The following is a 19,046-nucleotide window of genomic DNA, read 5'->3' on the forward strand; positions in this document are numbered from 1 at the left end:
ATCAGTTTCCCATCAAAACCGGCTCAAAGCAAGCGCGGCTCTTCCGGCCCATGCACCGCGTCGAGCGCGGCGCGCCATATACCAAGGTTAGGTGGGGCCTTTCGCTCCAGAGACAAGCGGTCGATCGTCGCCACCAGCGCTTCGATCTCGGCATAGGAGCGGGTGGCGCGCGGGATCAGGTAATCGGCGGCATCGTCGCGCAGCGGCAGGCCGCGTTCTTCCGCCAGCGAGAGCAGCAGGTCGCGCGCGGACTCGTCGTCCGGTGGACCGATAGCGAGCTGGAGCGACCCACCCAGCCGCGAGGCAAGATCGGGCAAAGTGATTTTCCACGGCGGTTCGCCGCCGATGATCAGCAAGGCGACGCCGTTCTCCTGCGCCCGGTTCCAGCGATGGAACAGGGCGTCCTCCGGCAGCCTATGCGCATCATCCACCATTTCGCGTTGCACATGCCCCGGCCCGCTTTCAGCAAACCAGCGCGCGAACAGCGATTTGCCCGAACGCGGCGGGCCGGTGATTACTGCAGTGCGAAACGGCCAGTTTTCCGGCGTGGTGAGCGCCTCCGCGACATGGCGATTGCCCGTGCCCAGCACGATCCGTGCCGGGCCCTTTCCGGTCCGCAGGGGAAGGGCAATCTGCTCGCTCACCGCAAAGCCCGCCGCGCCTAGCGCGAAATGCCGAGCGCGTTCTGCCCTTCGTTCACCGCCCAGCCGCGCGAACGCAGGGTAGCTGCGAGCGCGGAGAGTTCGCCGCTGTAGGTGACACGCAGCACCGAATTGCCGCCGATGGCAGTGGAGGTGACGGCAACGCTGCCGACTCCCGGCGTACCGCGCAATAGCGAGAGGGCACTGTCGAACGAGGCCGCATCGGGCGTCGCGACCTGCACCGCGAAGGTCGCCGTAGCAGCCGCCTGCGTGGGTTCCGCCGTGGGGATATCGGTGGGGACAGCTTCGTCGCTATCATCCGCACCCTCGCTCGCCGCCGCCTCGCGCTCCGCCGCTTCGCCACGTCGCGCCTCTTCGAGGAGCGCCCGCAGTGCCGGGCTGAGTTCGACATTGTCGAGCGTCAGCGTAGGATCGGGCCGCAGGCGTCCCGAAGCCAGCGCCGCGGCGAAAATACGGTCGAATCGCTCTACCGCGCGGATGAGCATGGCAGGCAGTTGCTCGGCACTTTCAGCGCGCAGGGTAAATTCGTCGAGATAGCGGTTGTCCGGGCCGTAGCGGGCAGTGAAGCGCCCCTGTACCGGGCCGCCGGGCCATTCCCAGGTGAGATTGGCGATCGGCACCAGCACGTCGGCCGCGCCGAACTGGTCGAGAATCGTGTTCCACCAGGCGCGGCTTCGGCGACCCGTCTGGCCATAGGTCAACAGCAGCGATTCCCCACCCGAACCGGAAGGACGGACATAATCGATCGTGCTCGATCCGAACTGATATTCCGCCCAGGCCCGTTGCCAAGGGTTGCGCACCTCGAACATTGTCTGTGTGCCGCCCGATACCAGCACCGGCAATGTGAGCATCGGCGCAGACCTTGCGCGCGCACCCTCGGCACCGAGCAACGAGCCCGCGCGCTGCCGGTCGAAAATCACCCCGAGTCGCGCGATATAGCGGCGCGGGCCGATCTGTTCGGATTCCACCACAATGGCAGCGACCAGCGAATCGAGCCGTGAATCGGGCAATTCCGGCCCATCAAGTTCCGCCCAGGCCAACCGCTGCGCTTCGCGCCAACCGTTTTGCCGCGCGTCCTCGGCATTGTCGCCGGTGACGTTCACTTCGATCCCGCCCACGCTGATGTCGCTGCTACTGGCCACGGGGGCAATGCCGCGCTCGCCCGAGACCTGCGCCACCAGCGCCGCTGCCGCCAGTACCGCGAGCAAGGCACAGGCCAGCGCCGCGATATGGGTCGCGTAGCGGGTCGCGAATTGGAATGCGGCCGGGCGCTGGGGGAGGGAAAGTGTGCTCATCGGGGAAATCGCGGGCCTTTTGCCCAAAGGCGAGTGGAAATCCAAGCCCGAAAGACTATGGCACTGCGCATGAGTTCCAAACCACCCTCCTATACCTACGAACAGGCCGGGGTCTCGATCGATGCGGGCAACCGCCTCGTGAAGGCGATCGGCCCCTTGGTCAAAGCCACCATGCGCCCCGGGGCGGACGGCGAAATAGGTGGCTTTGGCGGTTTCTTCGATCCACGCGCGGCGGGATACAAGGACCCGCTGCTCGTCGCAGGCAACGATGGCGTGGGGACCAAGGTCAAGCTCGCCATCGATCATGACCGGCACGATGCTATCGGGATCGACCTGGTCGCCATGTGCGTCAACGATCTGATCGTACAGGGCGCGGAGCCGCTGTTCTTCCTCGACTATTTCGCCACCGGCAAGCTCGACAATGGCGTGGCCGAGCGGGTGATCGCGGGGATCGCGGAAGGCTGCAAGATCGCCGGTTGCGCGCTGATCGGTGGCGAGACGGCGGAAATGCCGGGCATGTATGCGCCGGGCGATTATGACCTCGCGGGCTTCTGCGTCGGCGCGGTGGAACGCGGCGAGCAATTGACCGGGGAACGGGTCGCTCCGGGGCACGTGCTGCTCGGCCTTGCCAGTTCGGGCGTGCATTCGAACGGCTATTCGCTGGTGCGGCGGTTGGCGGCGGACAAGGGCTGGAAGCTGGACCGCCCCGCGCTGTTCGACCAGGATCGGCTGCTGATCGACTATCTGATCGAACCCACCCGCATCTATGTGAAAAACTTGCTACCGGTGGTGCGCGCGGGCCAGATCGATGCACTGGCGCATATCACTGGCGGCGGCCTGCTGGAGAACATTCCGCGGGTGCTGCCCGTGGGCGCGCGGGCGGTGGTCGATGCCGATGCCTGGGAGCAGCCGGGGCTGATGGCCTTCCTGCAAGCGCAAGGCAATATCGAGCCGGGCGAAATGGCGCGCACATTCAACTGCGGGATCGGCATGGTGCTGGCGGTGCTGCCGGACTCTATCGAGATGGTCACCACTACGCTTACCGAAGCAGGCGAGACAGTGTTCCGCATTGGCGAGATCGTGGCGGGCCAGCGCGGCTGCGAAGTGCGCGGTTCGGCGGGCACCTGGAGCGGCAAGGCCGACTGGAACGCTGCGCATGATGCTTGATTTGGCATCTTCCCTCCCGCAAGCGGGAGGGGCAGCGAGACTTGCCGAATCGCAGGTGAGGCTTAGTCGCAGCGGGGTGGGCCTGCGATGCCAGCCTCGACAGGCCCACCCCCAGCCCCTCCCGCAAGCGGGAGGGGAGTTTTGATACAAAAAGTCAAGATCGCCTGCCTCCTGTCGGGCAATGGCACCACCATGTCGGCACTGCTGTTCCAGTCGCGGCTGCCGGATTGCCCCTACGAAATCGTGCTGGTCGCCAGCAACAGCCCCGATGCGCCCGGCCTCAAGATCGCCGCTGCGGAGGGGATCGCCACTTTCGCCCACGATCACCACGGCATGGATCGCCGCGCGCACGAGGAAGTGATGGACGCAGCCCTGCGCGCCTCCGGAGCAGAGTATCTCGCGCTGTGCGGCTATATGCGCATCCTGACGGCCGATTTCGTCGCCGGATGGGAAGGCCGCATGGTCAACACCCATCCCTCGCTGCTGCCCAAGTTCAAGGGGCTCGACACCCACCAGCGCGCCATCGACGCGGGCGAAGCCTTCGGCGGCTGCTCCGTGCACGTCGTGACGCCCGAGTTGGATGGCGGGCCGCTGCTGGGACAAATGCCGGTGGCGATCCTGCCCGACGATACGGCGGACAGCCTCGCGCGCCGGGTGATCCTTGCCGAATACCAGCTCTACCCCCGCATGGTCGCCGACTATGTCGGCCGCGCCTATCGCGCCGACTGGTTGCAGGCACGGGTGCACGAACTGGCGATGGCGCTGCCCGAAGCGGAGGAGCGCGAAAGCCACGGTTCCCCAGGTTGGCACTGCGGCGGCAAGAGCGGCAAGTTCTTCGCCTATTTCGCCGACCAGCACCACGGCACCGAACATATCGCGGTGCTGGTCAAGACCGGCGGCCCGGACGAGGTAAACGGCCTGGCCGAAACCGCGCCGGACACCTATTTCAAGCCCGCCTACTATGGTGCGAGCGGCTGGGTCGGGATCATCCTCAATCGCCCCGGCGTCGACTGGGACAATGTCGCCGACTGGCTCCAGCGCAGCTGGCGCATGGTCGCGCCCAAGCGGCTGACGCGGCTGCACGACGTAGCGGACCTGTTCTGAAGCGTGGCCCCCCCGCCCCGCCCCCATCCGCTCAGCCGTTCGCCGCACGTTCAGCGCGTCTGCGGCTGGCTGGAGAGCGCATGGGACAAGGGGATCGCCAATCGCCCTTCGCTCGATCCCGATGTGCTGTGGGGCAAGGCCCTGCGCGACATTCCCGCCGAGGGTGAGCGCGGACCGCGCAGCGACGAGGACATGGCCGATTTCCGGCTGCGGCTGGAAGTGCTGGTTGAATCGCTGGAGGCGGAGGCGCGGCTCAATTCGCTCGGGCTGACGATGGCGCATGGGCAACTGGTGCGGGTGATCCGCCAGCGGCTGGAACTGGGCGAACTGTGGCGCGCGCAACCCGAAGTGGTCGAGCATAAGCTCGCCCCGCCGATCATCGTCGTCGGGCAAATGCGCAGCGGCACTACTCGCGTGCATCGCCTGCTCGCCGCCGATCCCGCCCACGCCGCCACCCGCTTCTGCGACAGCTGGCTGCCCGTCCCGCGCCGTCCCGATACCCGCCCGGCATGGTCGGCGCTGACGCTGCTCGCCGCACGCACGCTCGATCCGTGGCTCGACAGCATCCACCCGTTCGGCACCACCCGCGCCGACGAGGAACTGGGCTGGCTCGCCTGCGCGCTCGATCATTGCGCCTACGAAGCGCAGTGGCGCATTCCCGCCTTCACTGCCTTCAGCGAAGACCGCGACCCGGCGCCGGTCTATCGCGAATTCGCCCGCATCCTGCGCACCGACGCGCATTTCCACGGCAATGCCGATCGCCCGCGCGTGCTAAAGGTGCCGCAATTCGCCGAAGACCTGCCCGCGCTGTTGGCGCAGTTCCCCGATGCCCGCGTGGTGCTGACGAGCCGTGACGATGCCGACATTGCCCGCAGCTCCGCATCGCTGGTGGCGAACCAGATGACAATCCAGTCTGACGCGGTGGACATGGCGTGGCTCCAGGCCGAAGTGGCGCGCAAGATTGCGCTGCGACAGCAACGGATGGACGTTGCCGTGGCGGGATTTACCGGACCGCTGGCAAAGGTCGATTTCGCCGCGCTGGATAGCGATTGGGAAGTGGCGATGGCGCAGCTCTACGCCGATCTCGGCCAGCCGCTTTCACCGGAGGCGCGCGAGGCGATGCGGGCCGAACGTGGGCGGATGGAGGCCGACGGCCACGAACACCATCGTCAGAGCTATGACGATTTCGGCGATCCGTCGTCAGGCTCGACCGCGCGCAACATGAACACCAGCGAATTCGCCGACGGCCGCCCGTAGGCCTGCCATTCGACCAGCTTGCCATCGATCACCACGGCTCTCCACTGCGTATCACAAGCGAGCACCGGATTGCTGGTGATTGACCGTCCCGTAAGCAGCGCGGAATCGCCGCGCGTGCTGGAGCGGTCTATCTCTACGCGAAGGTCGGGCGCTACCGAGTCGACACGCGCCAGTGCTTCCAGCATCGCTTCGCGTCCCTCTATCCGCCCCCCGCGACTGTCCTGAAATACCACATCGGGAGAGAGAATGGCAGCAAGCGCCTCGGCATTGCGGGTGTTGCACGCCTCGACGAACGCGAGCGCGACCTTCACCGGCGATTTGCGCTGCCATGGCACGATCGCTTCCCCCGCTTGCCTGAACGCGCTTGCATCTGCGCGACTCGCGCAGTTTCGCCGATCCCGTGGCGAAACGCGCAACGATTACGGGGGTTTATACCACAGACTTCAGGCGGCGGAAATGCCGTTAACCAACAGATCCGCCGCGTGAAATTGCTTAGCCGACGATTTCGCTGTCATCGAAGAAGAAGGCGATTTCGATCGCCGCGTTCTCGTCGCTGTCCGAACCGTGCACGGTGTTCGCCTCGATGCTCTCGGCAAAAGCCTTGCGGATCGTGCCTTCCTCGGCATCGGCGGGGTTGGTCGCGCCCATGATCTTGCGGTTGCGCACCACGGCGTCTTCGCCTTCGAGAACTTGCACGACTACCGGGCCGGAGATCATGAAATCGACCAGCTCGCCGAAGAACGGGCGTTCCTTGTGTACGGCGTAGAAGCCCTCGGCCTGGTCCTTGCTCATGTGGATGCGCTTGGAAGCGACCACGCGCAGGCCGGCCTTTTCCAGCATGTTGGTAACCGCACCGGTCAGGTTGCGGCGGGTGGCATCGGGCTTGATGATCGAAAAGGTGCGGGTAACCGCCATGGGAATTTCCTTTGGAATTTGGGACGTGGAGATTGCGCGCGCCCCTAGCGGCACAGTCGGTACACGGCAAGCCTGCTGGTGCGCGTCTAGTTGCGCCCGACCATCAGCATACCGCTCGATTCCTCGCCCGACCGGCTGGCATTGAAGCTGAACGCCTGTCCGTCCGGCCCTTCGCCGCCGATCATCATGGTATCGTTGGTGGTCATTTCCATTTCGATGACAAAACCCGCCGCTTCGGCCTGTTGCCGGTAATGCGCGACCATCTCTTCCGGAGAATCGCTGCTGGTCATTACCGTCATGCTGCCCTGCCCGTCGGCACCGCTCATCACAGAGCTCGAAGCGACCTGCGCACCTGGATAGACGGTGAAGCCATCGGGCAGACTGGCGGCAACATCAGTCCCGGAGTTAATGACGGTCTCGTTGCCATCTTTGTCTGTAAAACGGATCTGCGCTTCGTCACCGCTTTGATCGGCGTCGTATTCCACGGTGCCATCTTCGGTTTCGATGGTGCCGCTATCGCTACCGCCGCAGCCTGCGAGCAGAAGTGCCGCTGCCAAGCCTGTGCCGATTGTACGCATATGTGCCTCCCCAAGAATGTGCCCAGAGAAAATCGCAGCTAATCGCGTGCGGTCAACCCCTCTTCACGGCCCTTCGACCCAGCGACCACCTTGCTGCTTCCAGAACTTGCGCTCCAGCCCCTCGCGGTCCTCCAGCGCCTTCCACGTCACCCGCGCGCCTGCCCGCGTGGTATCGTCGAACAGGAACAGCACCCGCGCGAAGCTCTCCCCGGGCTCACGCCATTGCCCGTCCGCGATCAGCAGGAATTTCGCACCGTTCACCGGCTCGACATCGTCGGACAGCAGGATCGGCTGGCGCGCATCGTACGCGTCCCCGGCAATCCCGTGGGCGAGGAAGGCTTCGGGCGACGCGGTCCACAGCGCCTGCGAGATTGCTTCCACCAGTTCGAGATCCTCGGCCACCACCAACAGTCGCTCGCCCGCCTCGCGCACCTTTCCCGCGAGCAGGGCAACGGCGGCGGGTGCAGGATCGGTGGACAGCAGATAAAAGTCGACTCTCATTCCGCAGACACCCCCTTCGAGCGCCGACACCGCTCGGAGCAATAGCGGACCTGCTCCCAGTCCCGCTCCCACTTCTTGCGCCAGGTAAACGGCAGACGGCAGGACTCGCAGATCTTGGACGGCAAGTCCGCCTTCTTGCGCATCCTCGCCATTATTCTTGGCCTATTGCTTCGCTACTTGAGGCCAAGGCTACCCCCTCAACTTTCAGCGGTGTTGCGCACGAACCGGTCGAGCAGGCGCACCCCGTATCCGGTCGCGCCCTTGTCCCAGGTCGCGCCCGGCTTGTCGGCCCAGACCATCCCCGCGATATCGCAATGCGCCCACGGCGTATCGTTCTCGATGAAGCGCTGGAGGAACTGCGCAGCGGTGATCGATCCGGCAAAGCGCGGGCCGATATTTTTCATGTCCGCAATCGGGCTGTCGAGCAGCTTGTCGTATTCGGGCGCGAGCGGAAAACGCCACAGCTTGTCCCCCACCTGCTTGCCGGCACTGAGCAGATCGTCTGCCAGCGAGTCATTGTTCGAGAATATGCCCGCGTGTTCGCTGCCCAGCGCAATCATCATCGCACCCGTCAACGTGGCGAGATCGACGATGCGTGCGGGTTTGAATTCCTTCTGCACCCAGGTCAGCGCGTCGCACAGCACCAACCGCCCTTCGGCATCGGTGTTGAGCACCTCCACCGTCTGGCCGGACATGGTCCTCACCACGTCGCCGGGCCGCATCGCCTTGCCGTCGGGCATATTCTCGACCAACCCGCAGACGCCGACCACATTGGCCTTGGCCTTCCGCAGCGCCAGCGCCAGCATCGCGCCCGCCACTGCACCCGCGCCGCCCATGTCCCACTTCATGTCTTCCATGCCAGGTCCCGGCTTGATCGAGATACCGCCGGTGTCGAAAGTAACGCCCTTGCCCACCAGAGCAATCGGCGCTTCGCCCGCAGTGCCGCCCATCCACTTCATCGCCAGCAGGCGCGAGGGCCGTTCCGATCCAAGCCCCACGCCGAGCAGCGCGCCCATGCCGAGCGCTGCCATTTCTTCATCGCCCAGCACGACCAGTTCTACTCCGGTGCCTTCGAACCGCTTGCGGCAGCGTTCGACGAAGCTTTCGGGATAGATGATGTTCGCCGGTTCGGCGACCAGTTCGCGGGTGAATTCAACCCCGGTGGCGACCGCCTGTGCGTCCTCCCACGCCGCTTCGCTGCCTTCGGGAGCGCCGATGACCACGACCGTCTGCAAGGTGCGCTTTTGCTCGTCGCGCAACTTCGTGCGGTAGGTGTCCCAGCGCCACGCCCGCAGCCGCGCTCCGGTGAGCACCGCAGCTGTCGCGGCGGCATCGAGCCCGCTGGCACCGGCATCCAGCGCCAGCGAAGTTTCGCCGCTGGTGAGATACTTCGCGGTCAGTGCGGCGCCAGCCTTTTCAAGCGCTGCCTGCCGCCCGGCATCGTCCTTTTTGCCCGCACCCGCCAACACGAGGCGGACGACCTTGCCGCTCTCTTCGTGGAAGCCATCAAACAGTTGCCCGGGCTTGCCGGTGAACCGCGATGCCGCCGCGCCCTCTGCCATGGCGCGCGGCAGGTCGGCGGGGAGCTTGTCCTGATCCACCACGCGGGCATGGATTCTCGGGGTCTCGGCGGCAGGATTCTGGCGGAATTCGATCTTCATGGAAGCTCCCGGAGGCTGTTGTGTGGCGCAATTGCGGCACGGCGTTGGACCCGATCCAGGCCGTGCAAAGCTGGCGTTGCAGTTAGGGGCGCGCGGTGCGATAGGCAAGCCATGCTCCCCGGTCGCCCCCCCGGCTCCCTTCCCGTGCCGACCAACGCTGCACGTCCGCTGGCCATCGCTGCCGCAGCGCTGTTGCTTGCCTGCACCTCCGTATCGGCGCTGGCGCAGGATCTCGACCTGCGCGATGCCGAGCCTGCCGCGCAAGATGTTCCGCCGCAGCCCGACGGGCCGGTTACTCCGGAATTCAATCAGGCTGGCCAAAGGCAGATCGGCTTCGAAGCCGACAATCTGGAATACAACCAGGATACCGACACGATCACCGCTTCGGGCAACGTGGTGTTGCGTTCGGGGGATCAGTCGGTCCGCTCCGATGCAGTTACGTGGAACCGCAGCACCGGGGAAATCGTCGCCACCGGCATGGTCCGGCTGGTGGACGAGGACGGCAACCAGCTATTCTCGGATCGGTTGACGCTCACCGACGAGCTGGAAGCAGGAGCAATGAGCAACCTTTTGCTCGCCTTCCGGCAGGGCGGGCGGCTGGCTGCGGAACAGGGCACCCGCAATGCGGGGGGCGATATCGAACTGACCCGCGCCGCCTATTCCGGTTGCCCGGTGGTCGATAGCGAAGGCTGCCCGCGCAGCCCGAGCTGGCGCATTACCGCAGACCGGGTCTATTACGACAACGAAACCGCGCGCATCCGCTTCTCCGGTGCCTATCTGGAAATTTTCGGCGCCCGTATCCTGCCCCTGTCGGGATTTTCGATCCGCGCCGATGGCGGCCCGAGCAGCGGTTTCTTCGTGCCGGATATCGGCATTACTGCATCGAACGGGATCGAACTTTCAGGCAGCTATTACCTGCGGCTGGCCGAGAACCGCGACCTGACGCTGACCGGCTACGTGTTCACCGAAGCCGCGCCGATGGTCTCCGCCAATTACCGCCAGTTGACCGACCGGGGCGCGTTTCAGGTGACCGGCTATGCCACCTACGGATCACGCATTCCGCTCACTGCTGAAACCCCCGGATCGCAGGACGACTTCCGCGGCTATTTCGCCGCCAACGGGCGCTTCCAGCTGGACGAGAACTGGACCGCCACCGGCTCGCTCCGCCTTGCCAGCGACCGCACATTCCTGCGGCGTTACGATATCAGCCGGGAGGATCGCATCCGCTCGGTCATCGAGCTCGAACGGATCGACCGCAATTCCTACGTTTCGATAGCCGGCTGGGCGACGCAGGCGCTGCTGGTCAGCACCGATCAGGGGCAAGTGCCGCTGGCCCTGCCGCTGATCGACGCGCGCTATCGGCTGGAAGACCCGCTGCTCGGCGGGCAAGTGGAATTGCAGGCGAACACCCTCGCCATCACCCGCGCCGAAGGGCAGGACAGCCAGCGCGCCTTTGCCCGCGCGCAATGGGACCTGCGGCGGATCACGCCGTGGGGGCAGGAAGTCACCGTGACCGGGCTGGTGCGCGGCGATGTCTATCATTCGGACAACAACCTGCTCACGCCTACCCCCAGCTATCGCGGCGAAGGCGGCTGGCAGGCGCGCGGCATCGCGATTGCGGCGGTGGACGTGGCCTGGCCCTTCATCGGCAGCTTTGCCGGGGGCACGCAGATCCTCACCCCGCGCCTGCAACTGGTGGCCGCGCCGTCGATCAACAACCTCGACATTCCCAACGAGGATTCGCGCGCCATCGACCTGGAGGATTCGAACCTCTTCGCATTGAACCGCTTCCCCGGCTACGACCGGGTGGAGGATGGTGTGCGGCTGACCTATGGCGTCGACTGGCAGGCCAATTTCCCCGGCTGGCGGATCAGCACCACCATCGGCCAGTCCTACCGCCTCACTGACGAGCCGAACCTGTTCCCCGATGGCACCGGGCTGAACGAGCAGTTCTCCGATTTCGTCGGCCGCACCGAGGTGCGCTATAACGATTTCATCAAGCTGACGCACCGTTTCCGGCTCGACAAGGACAATTTCGCCGTCCGCCGCAACGAGGTGGATGCGACGGTTGGATCGGACCGGACCTACCTCGAGGTCGGCTATCTGCGGCTCGACCGGGATATCGACCTGACCTTCGAGGATTTGCAGGATCGCGAGGAATTGCGCGCCGCCGGGCGTTTCGCCTTCGCCCGATACTGGTCGGTGTTCGGCAGCGCGGTGGTCAATCTGACCGACCGCGAGGAAGACCCGTCCTTTACTGCCGACGGTTTCGAACCTTTGCGCACCCGGCTCGGGATTGCCTACGCGGACGATTGCCTGGAATTCGGGCTCACCTGGCGGCGCGATTACATCCGGCTGGCGGATGCGCAGAGCGGAAGCAGCTTCCGCCTGCATTTCGCGCTGCGCAATCTCGGTTTCTGAGGTTAGCCTTAGCTGCGGCGTTGGCAGCGGCGTAGCATTTGGCTAGTGAGCGTGGCTCAGCAACCGTTCAGCCGCTGCATGACAGGGGCAGGCGTATTATGGGGCGTGCAACCTGCCACGCCGTTTACAGGATTATAGCCAACGTGATTTCCTTTGCGAACAAAATCTTCCGGCTCACTCTCGCCAGTGCCAGCGCGATGGCGATGGCTACTTCGGCGCAGGCACAGGTGGAAGCGACGGGAAGCGATGCCTTCAACTTCCCGGAAGATATTTCCTTCATCGTGCAGCCGAACGATCCGAACGAACGCCGCGCCACCGCGCGGGTGAACGGGGCGATCATCACCGGCACCGATGTCGATCACCGGGTGGCGTTGATCCTCTCGGCCCAGGAAGTCGAATTGCCGCCCGAAGAAGTGGCTCGCCTGCGGTTGCAGGTGCTGCGCAACCTGATCGACGAGACGCTTCAGGTGCAGGAGGCCGCCGCCCAGGATATGGCCGTGACCGACGAAGAGGTAAACCAGTCCTATGAGCGCTTCGCAGTGGAGTCGCAGGGGATGAGCGTGACGGAAATGGATGCCTACCTCGCCTCGATCGGCTCGTCCCCGCGTTCGATCAAGCGGCAGATCCAGGGCGAATTGGCGTGGGACCGGCTGCTGCGTCGAAACGTCGCGCCGTTCGTCAACGTGTCCGAAGGCGAAGTGACTGATCTGTGGACCCGGTTGCAGGAATCGCGCGGCACGACGGAATACCGGCTGGGCGAGATTTTCCTCTCCGCCAACGCCACCAACCGCGCGCAGGTTCTCGCCAACGCCAACCAGATCATTGCCCAGTTGCGCGAAGGCGGCAGCTTTGTCGCTTATGCGCGGCAGTTTTCCGAAGCCTCGAGCGCGGTGGTCGGCGGTGACCTTGGCTGGATCCGCCTCGCCCAGCTGCAGCAGCCGCAGCTTGAAGCGGCAGCGGCGCAGATGACGCCCGGCCAGCTGGTCGGGCCGCTGGAAATTCCTGGCGGCTTTTCGATCCTGCTGATGATCGACCAGCGCCAGATCGGCATGGCGGACCCGCGCGATGCGGTGCTCAGCCTGAAGCAGATTTCCATCGCCTTCCCGCCCGGAACTTCCGAAGCCGAAGCCGAGCGGCGCGGCACCGAATTCATCGATGCGGTGCAGGCGATGAACGGCTGCGGCGACGCCGATGCGCAGGCAGCGGCCATCGGCGCAACCACGGTGGACAACGATGAAATCCCCGCGCGGGCCTTGCCCGAAGCCCTGCAAAGCGTGCTGTTGCAACTCAACGTCGGGCAGGTCTCGCCGCCGTTCGGTGACCTGTCCGAAGGCATCCGCGTGCTGATGCTGTGCGGTCGGGACGATCCCGATGAAGTGCTCGGCCCGTCTGTGGACGTGCTGATGTCGCAGTTGGAAGAAGAACGCATCAACCGCCGCGCCCAGCGCTACATCCGCGATCTTCGCCGCGACGCGGTGATCGACTATAACTGATCGGATGCAAGTCCCGCTTGCTGTAACTCTTGGCGACCCCGCAGGTGTCGGTCCGGAGGTTATTGTTGCTAGTTGGGCTGCGCGTGATCGGGAGCAATTGCCCCCTTTCTTCGTCCAGAAGGGGGCGGGTATACTACGTGCCGCGGCGGAAATGATGGGGCTTGATGTCCCGGTTATTCCGATTCATCATCCCGCTGAGGCCTATCTCGCTTTTCCTGAGGGTCTGCCCGTCAACGGTCTTGAAGATTGCGATAATACTCCCGGCTCGCCAAACGAAATGGGCGCCAGTCTTGCCCATAAATCGCTGATTGAAGCCTACAGCACTCTCAGTAACGGCGTCGCAAACGGCATTGTAACCGCTCCGGTCTCGAAATCGCGCCTCTCTCCGATTTCACCGGGCTTTATCGGCCAAACCGAGTTCTTTGCAGACAAATGCGGTGTTGCGCGGGACAAGGCGGTGATGATGCTCGCCGGACCTTCGCTCCGCACTGTCCCGATGACCGTGCATTGTGCGCTGGCCGAAGTCCCCGGCAGGCTCTCGCAGGACCTGATCGTTACCCGCAGCCGGGTCGTCGCCCGCGCGTTGCAGTCCGACTACGGCATCGCCGCACCGCGCATCGCCATCGCCGGGCTCAATCCGCACGCGGGGGAAGACGGGCGGATGGGGCGCGAGGAGATCGACATCATCGCCCCCGCCATCGCCCAACTCCGCGCCGAAGGCATCGACGCCACCGGCCCCCACCCCGCCGATACGCTGTTCGCCCCGCACAAGCGCGGCAGCTACGATGTCGCCATTGCCATGTATCACGACCAGGCACTGGTGCCGCTGAAGGCGCTCGATTTCGACGAGGGAGTAAACGTAACCCTCGGCCTGCCGATTGTGCGCACTTCGCCCGATCACGGCACCGCCTTCGATATTGCCGGCAAGGGTATCGCGCGCCCCAACGCAATGATCGCCGCGATCCGCATGGCGGGCGCAATCGCCGCGCGGCGCGCGCATGGCTGACCTTCCCCCTTTGCGCGAAGTCATCAAGACGCACGGGCTCTCTGCCTCGAAGGCGCTCGGGCAGAATTTCCTGTTCGACGAACAACTGCTCGACCGCATCGCCGCGGTGCCCGGTAATCTGGATGGCAAGGCGGTGCTCGAAATTGGCCCCGGCCCTGGCGGGCTCACCCGCGCGCTGCTCCGCGCGGGCGCGCGCGTGACCGCCATCGAGCGAGACAGCAGGTGCATCCCCGCACTCGCCGAATTGCAGGCGGCCTTCCCCGGCCAGTTACGCGTGGTGGAAGAGGACGCGCTGGCGGTCGATCACGCCGCGCTGATGGGCGAACCTTTCGCCGTGGTCGCCAACCTGCCCTACAACATCGGCACCGCCCTGTTCACCGGCTGGCTGGCACAACCCGAATGGCCGCCGCGCTGGACCAGCCTGACGCTGATGTTCCAGCAGGAAGTCGCCCAGCGGATTATATCCGCGCCCGGATCGGGCGCCTACGGCAGGCTGGCGGTGCTGGCGCAGTGGCGCAGCACGGCGAAACTGGCGATGAAAGTGCATCGCAGCGCCTTTACCCCGCCGCCCAAGGTGATGAGCGCTATCGTCCATGTTACTCCCGCTGCCGCGCCCCAAGGAGTTCGGATCGGCACGCTCGAACGGGTGACCGAGGCCGCCTTCGGCCAACGCCGCAAGATGCTCCGGCAGAGCCTGAAGGGTGTAGAGGGAGCGCTCGGAGCTCTCGAAACGCTCGGCATCGACGCCACGCGCCGGGCTGAAACGCTGGCGGTGGAAGACTTCGTTGCGCTAGCCCGCGCACTCGATCAGAGGATCAGGAAATTCACGATCAAATAGGCAGTGGAGAAAGCAGTAACGCCCAAGACGCCGTAGGCGATCAGCAGATTGCGCAGCGGCCACTTGCTGATGTCCTGTTGCGCTTCGATATCGATAGAGCTTCCCTTGCTTCGTTTCCGCGCGGGTTTGCCGGTCAGGATTGCACTGACATTGATGCGTTCGCGGGTACGCAGTCCGCAACGGCGCCCACTGACCCAGCGAACTTCGCCGATTATGTGGTGGCCCACTACATCGATATCGACGATCTCCCCTCGGGCTGGGGGCCGGTCGCAGGCGACCAGAAGGCCCGTGGGGGATATGTCGCCCACCCGAACCTCACGCGTGCCCTTGCCGTCGCGCATCTTGGCGCGCAGCATAGCCGTTACCCGGCTGTCGACCCGCGACCGCTCGGCTCTGGCAAGCATCAGTGGGAATCTTTAAAATGCATGATTGCCATTGAGTTAGCCCCCCATTCGTAAGCGTCGGGTTAAGGCCTTCCCCTCCATCTTGTAAGCAAAAGCGAAATGCCGCATTTTCAGGGGGCTGACTAATCCCGCTGGTCGCGCGATTTGACAGGAGAGCAGGCCAGCTTCAGGACAGTTGCACATGAAACAACTTTCGCAACAGGAACAGGCACTGATCGAGGGTGTGAGCCAGCAGCGGATGCTGGATCGCACAATGGACTGGGCGGCGATCAATTCGGGCACAGGCAATCTGGCCGGGCTGGCAGCAGTCGCGGGGCATTTGGCCAATGCGTTTTCGGCGCTGCCTGGCGAGGTCACGCTGCGCGATCCCGCCGCGGTGAGCGTGATCGATGCCGAGGGACGCGCGGTTGAGAAGGCGCACGGGCAGCATCTGGTATGCTCGGTACGCCCCGATGCAGCGCGGCGCTTCCTGCTGACTGGGCATATGGACACGGTGTTTCCGGCAGAGCATCCGTTCCAGCACCTGACCTGGCTGGACGGCGAGACGCTGAACGGTCCGGGCACTGCCGACATGAAGGCCGGGCTGGCGATCATTCTCGAAGCGCTGACTGCTTTCGAGACCAGCGATGCCGCAAAATCAGTCGGTTACGACGTGATGATAAATTCGGACGAGGAAACCGGCTCGCTCTCCTCCGCCACACTGATCGCCGAGCTGGCGCAGGGCAAGATTGCCGCGCTGACCTACGAACCCTCTGCCCTGCCCGATGGCACGCTGGCCCATGCGCGTGGGGGCAGCGGCAATTTTGCTGTTACCTTCACTGGAAAGTCTGCGCACGCCGGGCGCAATCCGCATGAGGGGCGCAATGCAATTGTCGCCGCTGCCGATTGCGTGTTGCGACTAAAGGCCATGCAGCATGGCGAACTGCCGATCAATCCAGCCAAGATCGATGGCGGCGCGGCCAACAATGTGGTGCCCGATCATGCCGTGCTGCGCTTCAACATCCGCCCAAAATCGAGCGACGCAGCGGCGCAGTTCCTGCACGATCTCAACGCCATGATTGCCGAACTTGAGCACGCGCACGAAGTCGCCATCCACCTCCACGGCGGGATCTCGCGCCCACCCAAACCGGTCGATGCGCGGGCGCAACAGCTGTTCGATCTGGTGCGCGACAGCGGCGCGGCGCTGGGCCAGACAATTGGCTGGCAGCCCTCCGGCGGGGTCTGCGACGGCAACAATATCGCCGCCTGCCATGTGCCGGTGGTCGATACGATGGGCGTGCGCGGGGGCGCGATCCATTCTCCGCGAGAATACATGATAGTTCCGTCACTTACCGAGCGGGCGCAACTGTCTGCCGTGGTCCTCCACCGCCTTGCCACCGGAGAAGCCCTATGAGCTTCGTCATACGCGCCGCCACCGCAGACGATCTGCAACCCATGTACGAAATGGCGAAACTGACCGGCGGCGGGTTCACCAACCTGCCGCCCGATCGCAATTCGCTGGCCGCCAAACTTGCGGGTTCGCAGGCCGCATTCGACCGCACGACTGATTCAATCGAAGGCGAAACCTTCGTGCTGGTGCTGGAGAACGCCGAAACCGGGCAAGTGCGTGGCACCTGCCAGCTGTTCACCGCGGTCGGGCAGGCCTGGCCGTTCTATTCCTACCGCATCACCACCCTCACCCAACATTCGCGCGAGCTGGAGCGGACGGTTAGCGCCGAGCTGCTCAGCCTGGTCAACGATCTGGGCGGTTGCAGCGAAGTGGGCGGACTGTTCCTGCATCCGGGGGAGCGCGCCGGAGGGCTGGGCCTATTGCTGGCGCGCAGCCGCTACCTGTTCATCGCCAGCCACCGGGCGCGCTTCGGCGACCGGATTCTGGCGGAGCTGCGCGGGATCATCGACGAGCGCGGCGGTTCGCCGTTCTGGGATGCCATCGGCGGCAAGTTCTTCGGCATGAGCTTCCAGGAGGCCGACGAGTTCAACGCCGTCCACGGCAACCAGTTCATCGCCGACCTGATGCCCAAGCACCCGGTCTATATCGCCATGCTGGAAGAAGAGGCGCGGCGGGTGATTGGCCTGCCCCATCCCACCGGCCGCGCGGCGATGCGGATGCTGGAGAACGAGGGTTTCTCCTATCAGGGCTATGTCGACATTTTCGACGGCGGGCCGACGATGCTGGCGGCAACCGACTCGGTAAACTCGATTGCGCAGGCGCGTTCGGGCAAGGTTGTTTCCGCCACGCTGGACAAGGGCGAAAAGGCGCTGATCGCAGCCGGAAAGATGGCGAATTTCCGCTGCTGCTGCGGTGCGCGCGAATTGCGGGAGGATGGCGTTTCGATCGACGCGCAATCGGCGGAACTGCTCCGGGTGGGCGAACGTGACGAAGTGTGGAGCATTCCGCGATGAGCCGGGTGACAGAAATCAACTTCGACGGGATCGTCGGACCCAGCCACAATTACGCGGGTCTAAGCCTCGGCAACCTTGCCGCCACGAAGAATGCAGGCGCGACATCCTATCCCCGTGCCGCCGCGCTACAGGGCGTCGCCAAGATGCGGCACAACATGACGAAGGGGCTGGCGCAGGGCTTTTTCCTCCCTCTTCCCCGCCCGAACAACGGTTGGCTGGAAGCATTGGCAGCGGACCCCAGCACCGATGCCGCGCTGGTGGCAGGCGCGTGGTCGGCCAGTTCGATGTGGACCGCCAATGCCGCCACCGTCTCCCCAGCCAGCGATACGGCAGACGGGCGCTGCCACCTTACCGTCGCCAATCTTGTTACCATGCCGCACCGCAGCCACGAATGGCCCGATACGCTGGCGCAACTTCGGTTGGCCTTTGCAGATACCGCGCATTTCGCCGTCCACGATCCGGTGCCACCTTGCTTCGGCGATGAAGGCGCAGCGAACCATATGCGGCTCACTTCCGCGCACGGCGAAGCTGGGCTGGAAGTGTTCGTCTATGGTCGCACAGGCGGCGCTTTCCCCGCACGCCAGCACGAACAGGCGAGCCGGATCGTCGCACGCCGTCACGGGCTCGATCCAGAGCGGGTGCTGTTTGTCGAGCAGAACCCGGACGCGATTGCAGCAGGTGCCTTCCACAACGACGTGGTGGCCGTGGCGAACGAGCAGGTGCTGTTCACCCACGAACAGGCTTTCGCCGATCCTGCGGGCACCTATGCTGCGATTGCCGAGCGCTGCCCCGGTGCGCAGGTGGTGGGAGTGGCAGCCAGCGCGGTAAGCCTGGCTGAGGCCGTCTCTTCCTACCTGTTCAACGCCCAGCTCGTCACCCCGCCTTCTGGCGAAATGACGCTGGTGGTGCCGGAAGAGTGCCGCGATTCTGCGCCGGTGTGGGGCTGGCTTCAGTCGATGCTGGCAGGCAATGGCCCGATCCGCCACGTGCAGGTGGTGGATGTCCGCCAGTCCATGGCAAATGGCGGCGGCCCCGCCTGCCTGCGGCTGCGCGTGGTTGCGGACCCGGCGACCGTCGATCCGCGCTTTATGCTCGACGATGCCAAGGCGAGCCTGATTGAAAGCGTCATCACAGACTACTGGCCGGAAAGGATCGACCCTGCACAGATCGGTGACGAGCGCCTCGCCACCCGAATCCGCACCGCGCGAATAAAATTGCTTGAAATTCTGGAACTTTCCGAACTGCTCTGAGTCCGTGCTCAGCTTGTCGGATTGCTTTACACGCCCCCCTGACTTAACCATCGCAAACGGCGGAACTACGCCCTTGGCACGGCATTTGCTG

Annotated in this window: 19 protein-coding genes; 10 read left to right on the top strand and 9 right to left on the bottom strand. The window is 64.7% G+C overall.

The features are described from left to right. Positions 1 to 23 precede the first annotated feature (23 nt). Positions 24 to 644: an ATPase gene (locus JY451_00725; GenBank protein QZH75192.1), complete on the bottom strand. Its 621-nt coding sequence runs from the start codon at positions 642 to 644 to the stop codon at positions 24 to 26. Between the two features lie 17 nt (positions 645 to 661). Then, positions 662 to 1,957 carry a heavy-metal-associated domain-containing protein gene (locus tag JY451_00730; GenBank protein QZH75193.1) on the bottom strand — a complete coding sequence of 432 codons (1,296 nt, stop codon included), beginning with the start codon at positions 1,955 to 1,957 and terminating at the stop codon, positions 662 to 664. A gap of 69 nt (positions 1,958 to 2,026) precedes the next feature. On the opposite strand from JY451_00730, the gene JY451_00735 reads away from it, so the two are divergent. The 3 genes from JY451_00735 to JY451_00745 all read left to right on the top strand — a co-directional run bounded on the left by JY451_00735 (position 2,027) and on the right by JY451_00745 (position 5,485). Continuing rightward, positions 2,027 to 3,124, top strand: coding sequence for a phosphoribosylformylglycinamidine cyclo-ligase (locus JY451_00735; GenBank protein ID QZH75194.1), 1,098 nt, complete (start codon positions 2,027 to 2,029; stop codon positions 3,122 to 3,124). 87 nt (positions 3,125 to 3,211) lie between these two features. Beyond that, a complete protein-coding gene (gene purN, locus JY451_00740; GenBank protein ID QZH75195.1) occupies positions 3,212 to 4,228 on the top strand; it encodes a phosphoribosylglycinamide formyltransferase in 1,017 nt (338 codons plus the stop codon). A gap of 3 nt (positions 4,229 to 4,231) precedes the next feature. After that, the gene (locus JY451_00745; GenBank protein ID QZH75196.1) at positions 4,232 to 5,485 is read left to right on the top strand and encodes a sulfotransferase; all 1,254 of its coding nucleotides are present in this window, start codon (positions 4,232 to 4,234) and stop codon (positions 5,483 to 5,485) included. Here the strand turns inward: JY451_00745 and JY451_00750 are convergent. The 6 genes from JY451_00750 to JY451_00775 form a co-directional block, all read right to left on the bottom strand. Further along, the gene (locus tag JY451_00750; protein ID QZH75197.1) at positions 5,404 to 5,820 is read right to left on the bottom strand and encodes a nuclear transport factor 2 family protein; all 417 of its coding nucleotides are present in this window, start codon (positions 5,818 to 5,820) and stop codon (positions 5,404 to 5,406) included. The genes JY451_00745 and JY451_00750 overlap by 82 nt on opposite strands. A gap of 157 nt (positions 5,821 to 5,977) precedes the next feature. Then, entirely contained in the window at positions 5,978 to 6,400 is a 423-nt protein-coding gene (ndk, locus tag JY451_00755; GenBank protein QZH75198.1) for a nucleoside-diphosphate kinase, read from the bottom strand. Positions 6,401 to 6,486: 86 nt separating this feature from the next. Next, a complete protein-coding gene (locus JY451_00760) occupies positions 6,487 to 6,978 on the bottom strand; it encodes a hypothetical protein (protein QZH75199.1) in 492 nt (163 codons plus the stop codon). A 63-nt stretch (positions 6,979 to 7,041) separates the two neighbouring features. Then, positions 7,042 to 7,479: a DNA polymerase III subunit chi gene (locus tag JY451_00765; GenBank protein ID QZH75200.1), complete on the bottom strand. Its 438-nt coding sequence runs from the start codon at positions 7,477 to 7,479 to the stop codon at positions 7,042 to 7,044. Next, positions 7,476 to 7,631 carry a DUF2256 domain-containing protein gene (locus JY451_00770; protein ID QZH75201.1) on the bottom strand — a complete coding sequence of 52 codons (156 nt, stop codon included), beginning with the start codon at positions 7,629 to 7,631 and terminating at the stop codon, positions 7,476 to 7,478. The genes JY451_00765 and JY451_00770 overlap by 4 nt, the downstream gene beginning before the upstream one ends. Positions 7,632 to 7,676: 45 nt before the next feature. After that, positions 7,677 to 9,140 (bottom strand): leucyl aminopeptidase, encoded by a 1,464-nt coding sequence (locus JY451_00775; GenBank protein ID QZH75202.1) that lies wholly within the window; start codon positions 9,138 to 9,140, stop codon positions 7,677 to 7,679. 111 nt (positions 9,141 to 9,251) lie between these two features. On the opposite strand from JY451_00775, the gene JY451_00780 reads away from it, so the two are divergent. The 4 genes from JY451_00780 to rsmA all read left to right on the top strand — a co-directional run bounded on the left by JY451_00780 (position 9,252) and on the right by rsmA (position 14,898). After that, positions 9,252 to 11,561: an LPS-assembly protein LptD gene (locus JY451_00780; GenBank protein ID QZH75203.1), complete on the top strand. Its 2,310-nt coding sequence runs from the start codon at positions 9,252 to 9,254 to the stop codon at positions 11,559 to 11,561. 197 nt (positions 11,562 to 11,758) lie between these two features. Beyond that, positions 11,759 to 13,054 (top strand): peptidylprolyl isomerase, encoded by a 1,296-nt coding sequence (locus tag JY451_00785; protein ID QZH76480.1) that lies wholly within the window; start codon positions 11,759 to 11,761, stop codon positions 13,052 to 13,054. A gap of 4 nt (positions 13,055 to 13,058) precedes the next feature. Further along, positions 13,059 to 14,060, top strand: coding sequence for a 4-hydroxythreonine-4-phosphate dehydrogenase PdxA (gene pdxA / locus JY451_00790; GenBank protein ID QZH75204.1), 1,002 nt, complete (start codon positions 13,059 to 13,061; stop codon positions 14,058 to 14,060). Beyond that, entirely contained in the window at positions 14,053 to 14,898 is an 846-nt protein-coding gene (rsmA, locus tag JY451_00795) for a 16S rRNA (adenine(1518)-N(6)/adenine(1519)-N(6))-dimethyltransferase RsmA (protein ID QZH75205.1), read from the top strand. Before pdxA ends, rsmA begins: the two co-directional genes overlap by 8 nt. Here the strand turns inward: rsmA and JY451_00800 are convergent. Next, positions 14,868 to 15,302 carry a PilZ domain-containing protein gene (locus JY451_00800; GenBank protein QZH75206.1) on the bottom strand — a complete coding sequence of 145 codons (435 nt, stop codon included), beginning with the start codon at positions 15,300 to 15,302 and terminating at the stop codon, positions 14,868 to 14,870. The two genes, rsmA and JY451_00800, sit on opposite strands and share 31 nt — an antisense overlap. Before the next feature lie 181 nt (positions 15,303 to 15,483). On the opposite strand from JY451_00800, the gene JY451_00805 reads away from it, so the two are divergent. Genes JY451_00805 through JY451_00815 form a run of 3 tightly spaced genes read left to right on the top strand, consistent with a single transcriptional unit; the run spans position 15,484 to position 18,955 of the window. Further along, entirely contained in the window at positions 15,484 to 16,695 is a 1,212-nt protein-coding gene (locus JY451_00805) for a hydrolase (protein ID QZH75207.1), read from the top strand. Continuing rightward, positions 16,692 to 17,705: an arginine N-succinyltransferase gene (locus JY451_00810; protein ID QZH75208.1), complete on the top strand. Its 1,014-nt coding sequence runs from the start codon at positions 16,692 to 16,694 to the stop codon at positions 17,703 to 17,705. Before JY451_00805 ends, JY451_00810 begins: the two co-directional genes overlap by 4 nt. After that, complete coding sequence (locus JY451_00815; protein QZH75209.1) at positions 17,702 to 18,955, top strand: N-succinylarginine dihydrolase; 1,254 nt, start codon at positions 17,702 to 17,704, stop codon at positions 18,953 to 18,955. The genes JY451_00810 and JY451_00815 overlap by 4 nt, the downstream gene beginning before the upstream one ends. Positions 18,956 to 19,046 lie beyond the last annotated feature (91 nt).

The sequence above is a fragment of the Erythrobacter sp. genome (assembly GCA_019739335.1).
In the GTDB taxonomy this organism is placed as follows: Bacteria; Pseudomonadota; Alphaproteobacteria; order Sphingomonadales; family Sphingomonadaceae; genus Alteraurantiacibacter.

Bases quoted from the DNA above. Each gene is read 5' to 3' on its own strand.
- ndk (QZH75198.1), bottom strand. From the start codon at position 6,400: ATGGCGGTTACCCGCACCTTTTCGATCATCAAGCCCGATGCCACCCGC.
- JY451_00800 (QZH75206.1), bottom strand. From the start codon at position 15,302: ATGCTTGCCAGAGCCGAGCGGTCGCGGGTCGACAGCCGGGTAACGGCT.
- JY451_00730 (QZH75193.1), bottom strand. From the start codon at position 1,957: ATGAGCACACTTTCCCTCCCCCAGCGCCCGGCCGCATTCCAATTCGCG.
- JY451_00765 (QZH75200.1), bottom strand. From the start codon at position 7,479: ATGAGAGTCGACTTTTATCTGCTGTCCACCGATCCTGCACCCGCCGCC.
- JY451_00770 (QZH75201.1), bottom strand. From the start codon at position 7,631: ATGGCGAGGATGCGCAAGAAGGCGGACTTGCCGTCCAAGATCTGCGAG.
- JY451_00785 (QZH76480.1), top strand. From the start codon at position 11,759: ATGGCGATGGCTACTTCGGCGCAGGCACAGGTGGAAGCGACGGGAAGC.
- purN (QZH75195.1), top strand. From the start codon at position 3,212: ATGCCAGCCTCGACAGGCCCACCCCCAGCCCCTCCCGCAAGCGGGAGG.
- JY451_00815 (QZH75209.1), top strand. From the start codon at position 17,702: ATGAGCCGGGTGACAGAAATCAACTTCGACGGGATCGTCGGACCCAGC.
- rsmA (QZH75205.1), top strand. From the start codon at position 14,053: ATGGCTGACCTTCCCCCTTTGCGCGAAGTCATCAAGACGCACGGGCTC.
- JY451_00775 (QZH75202.1), bottom strand. From the start codon at position 9,140: ATGAAGATCGAATTCCGCCAGAATCCTGCCGCCGAGACCCCGAGAATC.
- pdxA (QZH75204.1), top strand. From the start codon at position 13,059: ATGCAAGTCCCGCTTGCTGTAACTCTTGGCGACCCCGCAGGTGTCGGT.
- JY451_00735 (QZH75194.1), top strand. From the start codon at position 2,027: ATGAGTTCCAAACCACCCTCCTATACCTACGAACAGGCCGGGGTCTCG.
- JY451_00760 (QZH75199.1), bottom strand. From the start codon at position 6,978: ATGCGTACAATCGGCACAGGCTTGGCAGCGGCACTTCTGCTCGCAGGC.
- JY451_00810 (QZH75208.1), top strand. From the start codon at position 16,692: ATGAGCTTCGTCATACGCGCCGCCACCGCAGACGATCTGCAACCCATG.
- JY451_00780 (QZH75203.1), top strand. From the start codon at position 9,252: ATGCTCCCCGGTCGCCCCCCCGGCTCCCTTCCCGTGCCGACCAACGCT.
- JY451_00805 (QZH75207.1), top strand. From the start codon at position 15,484: ATGAAACAACTTTCGCAACAGGAACAGGCACTGATCGAGGGTGTGAGC.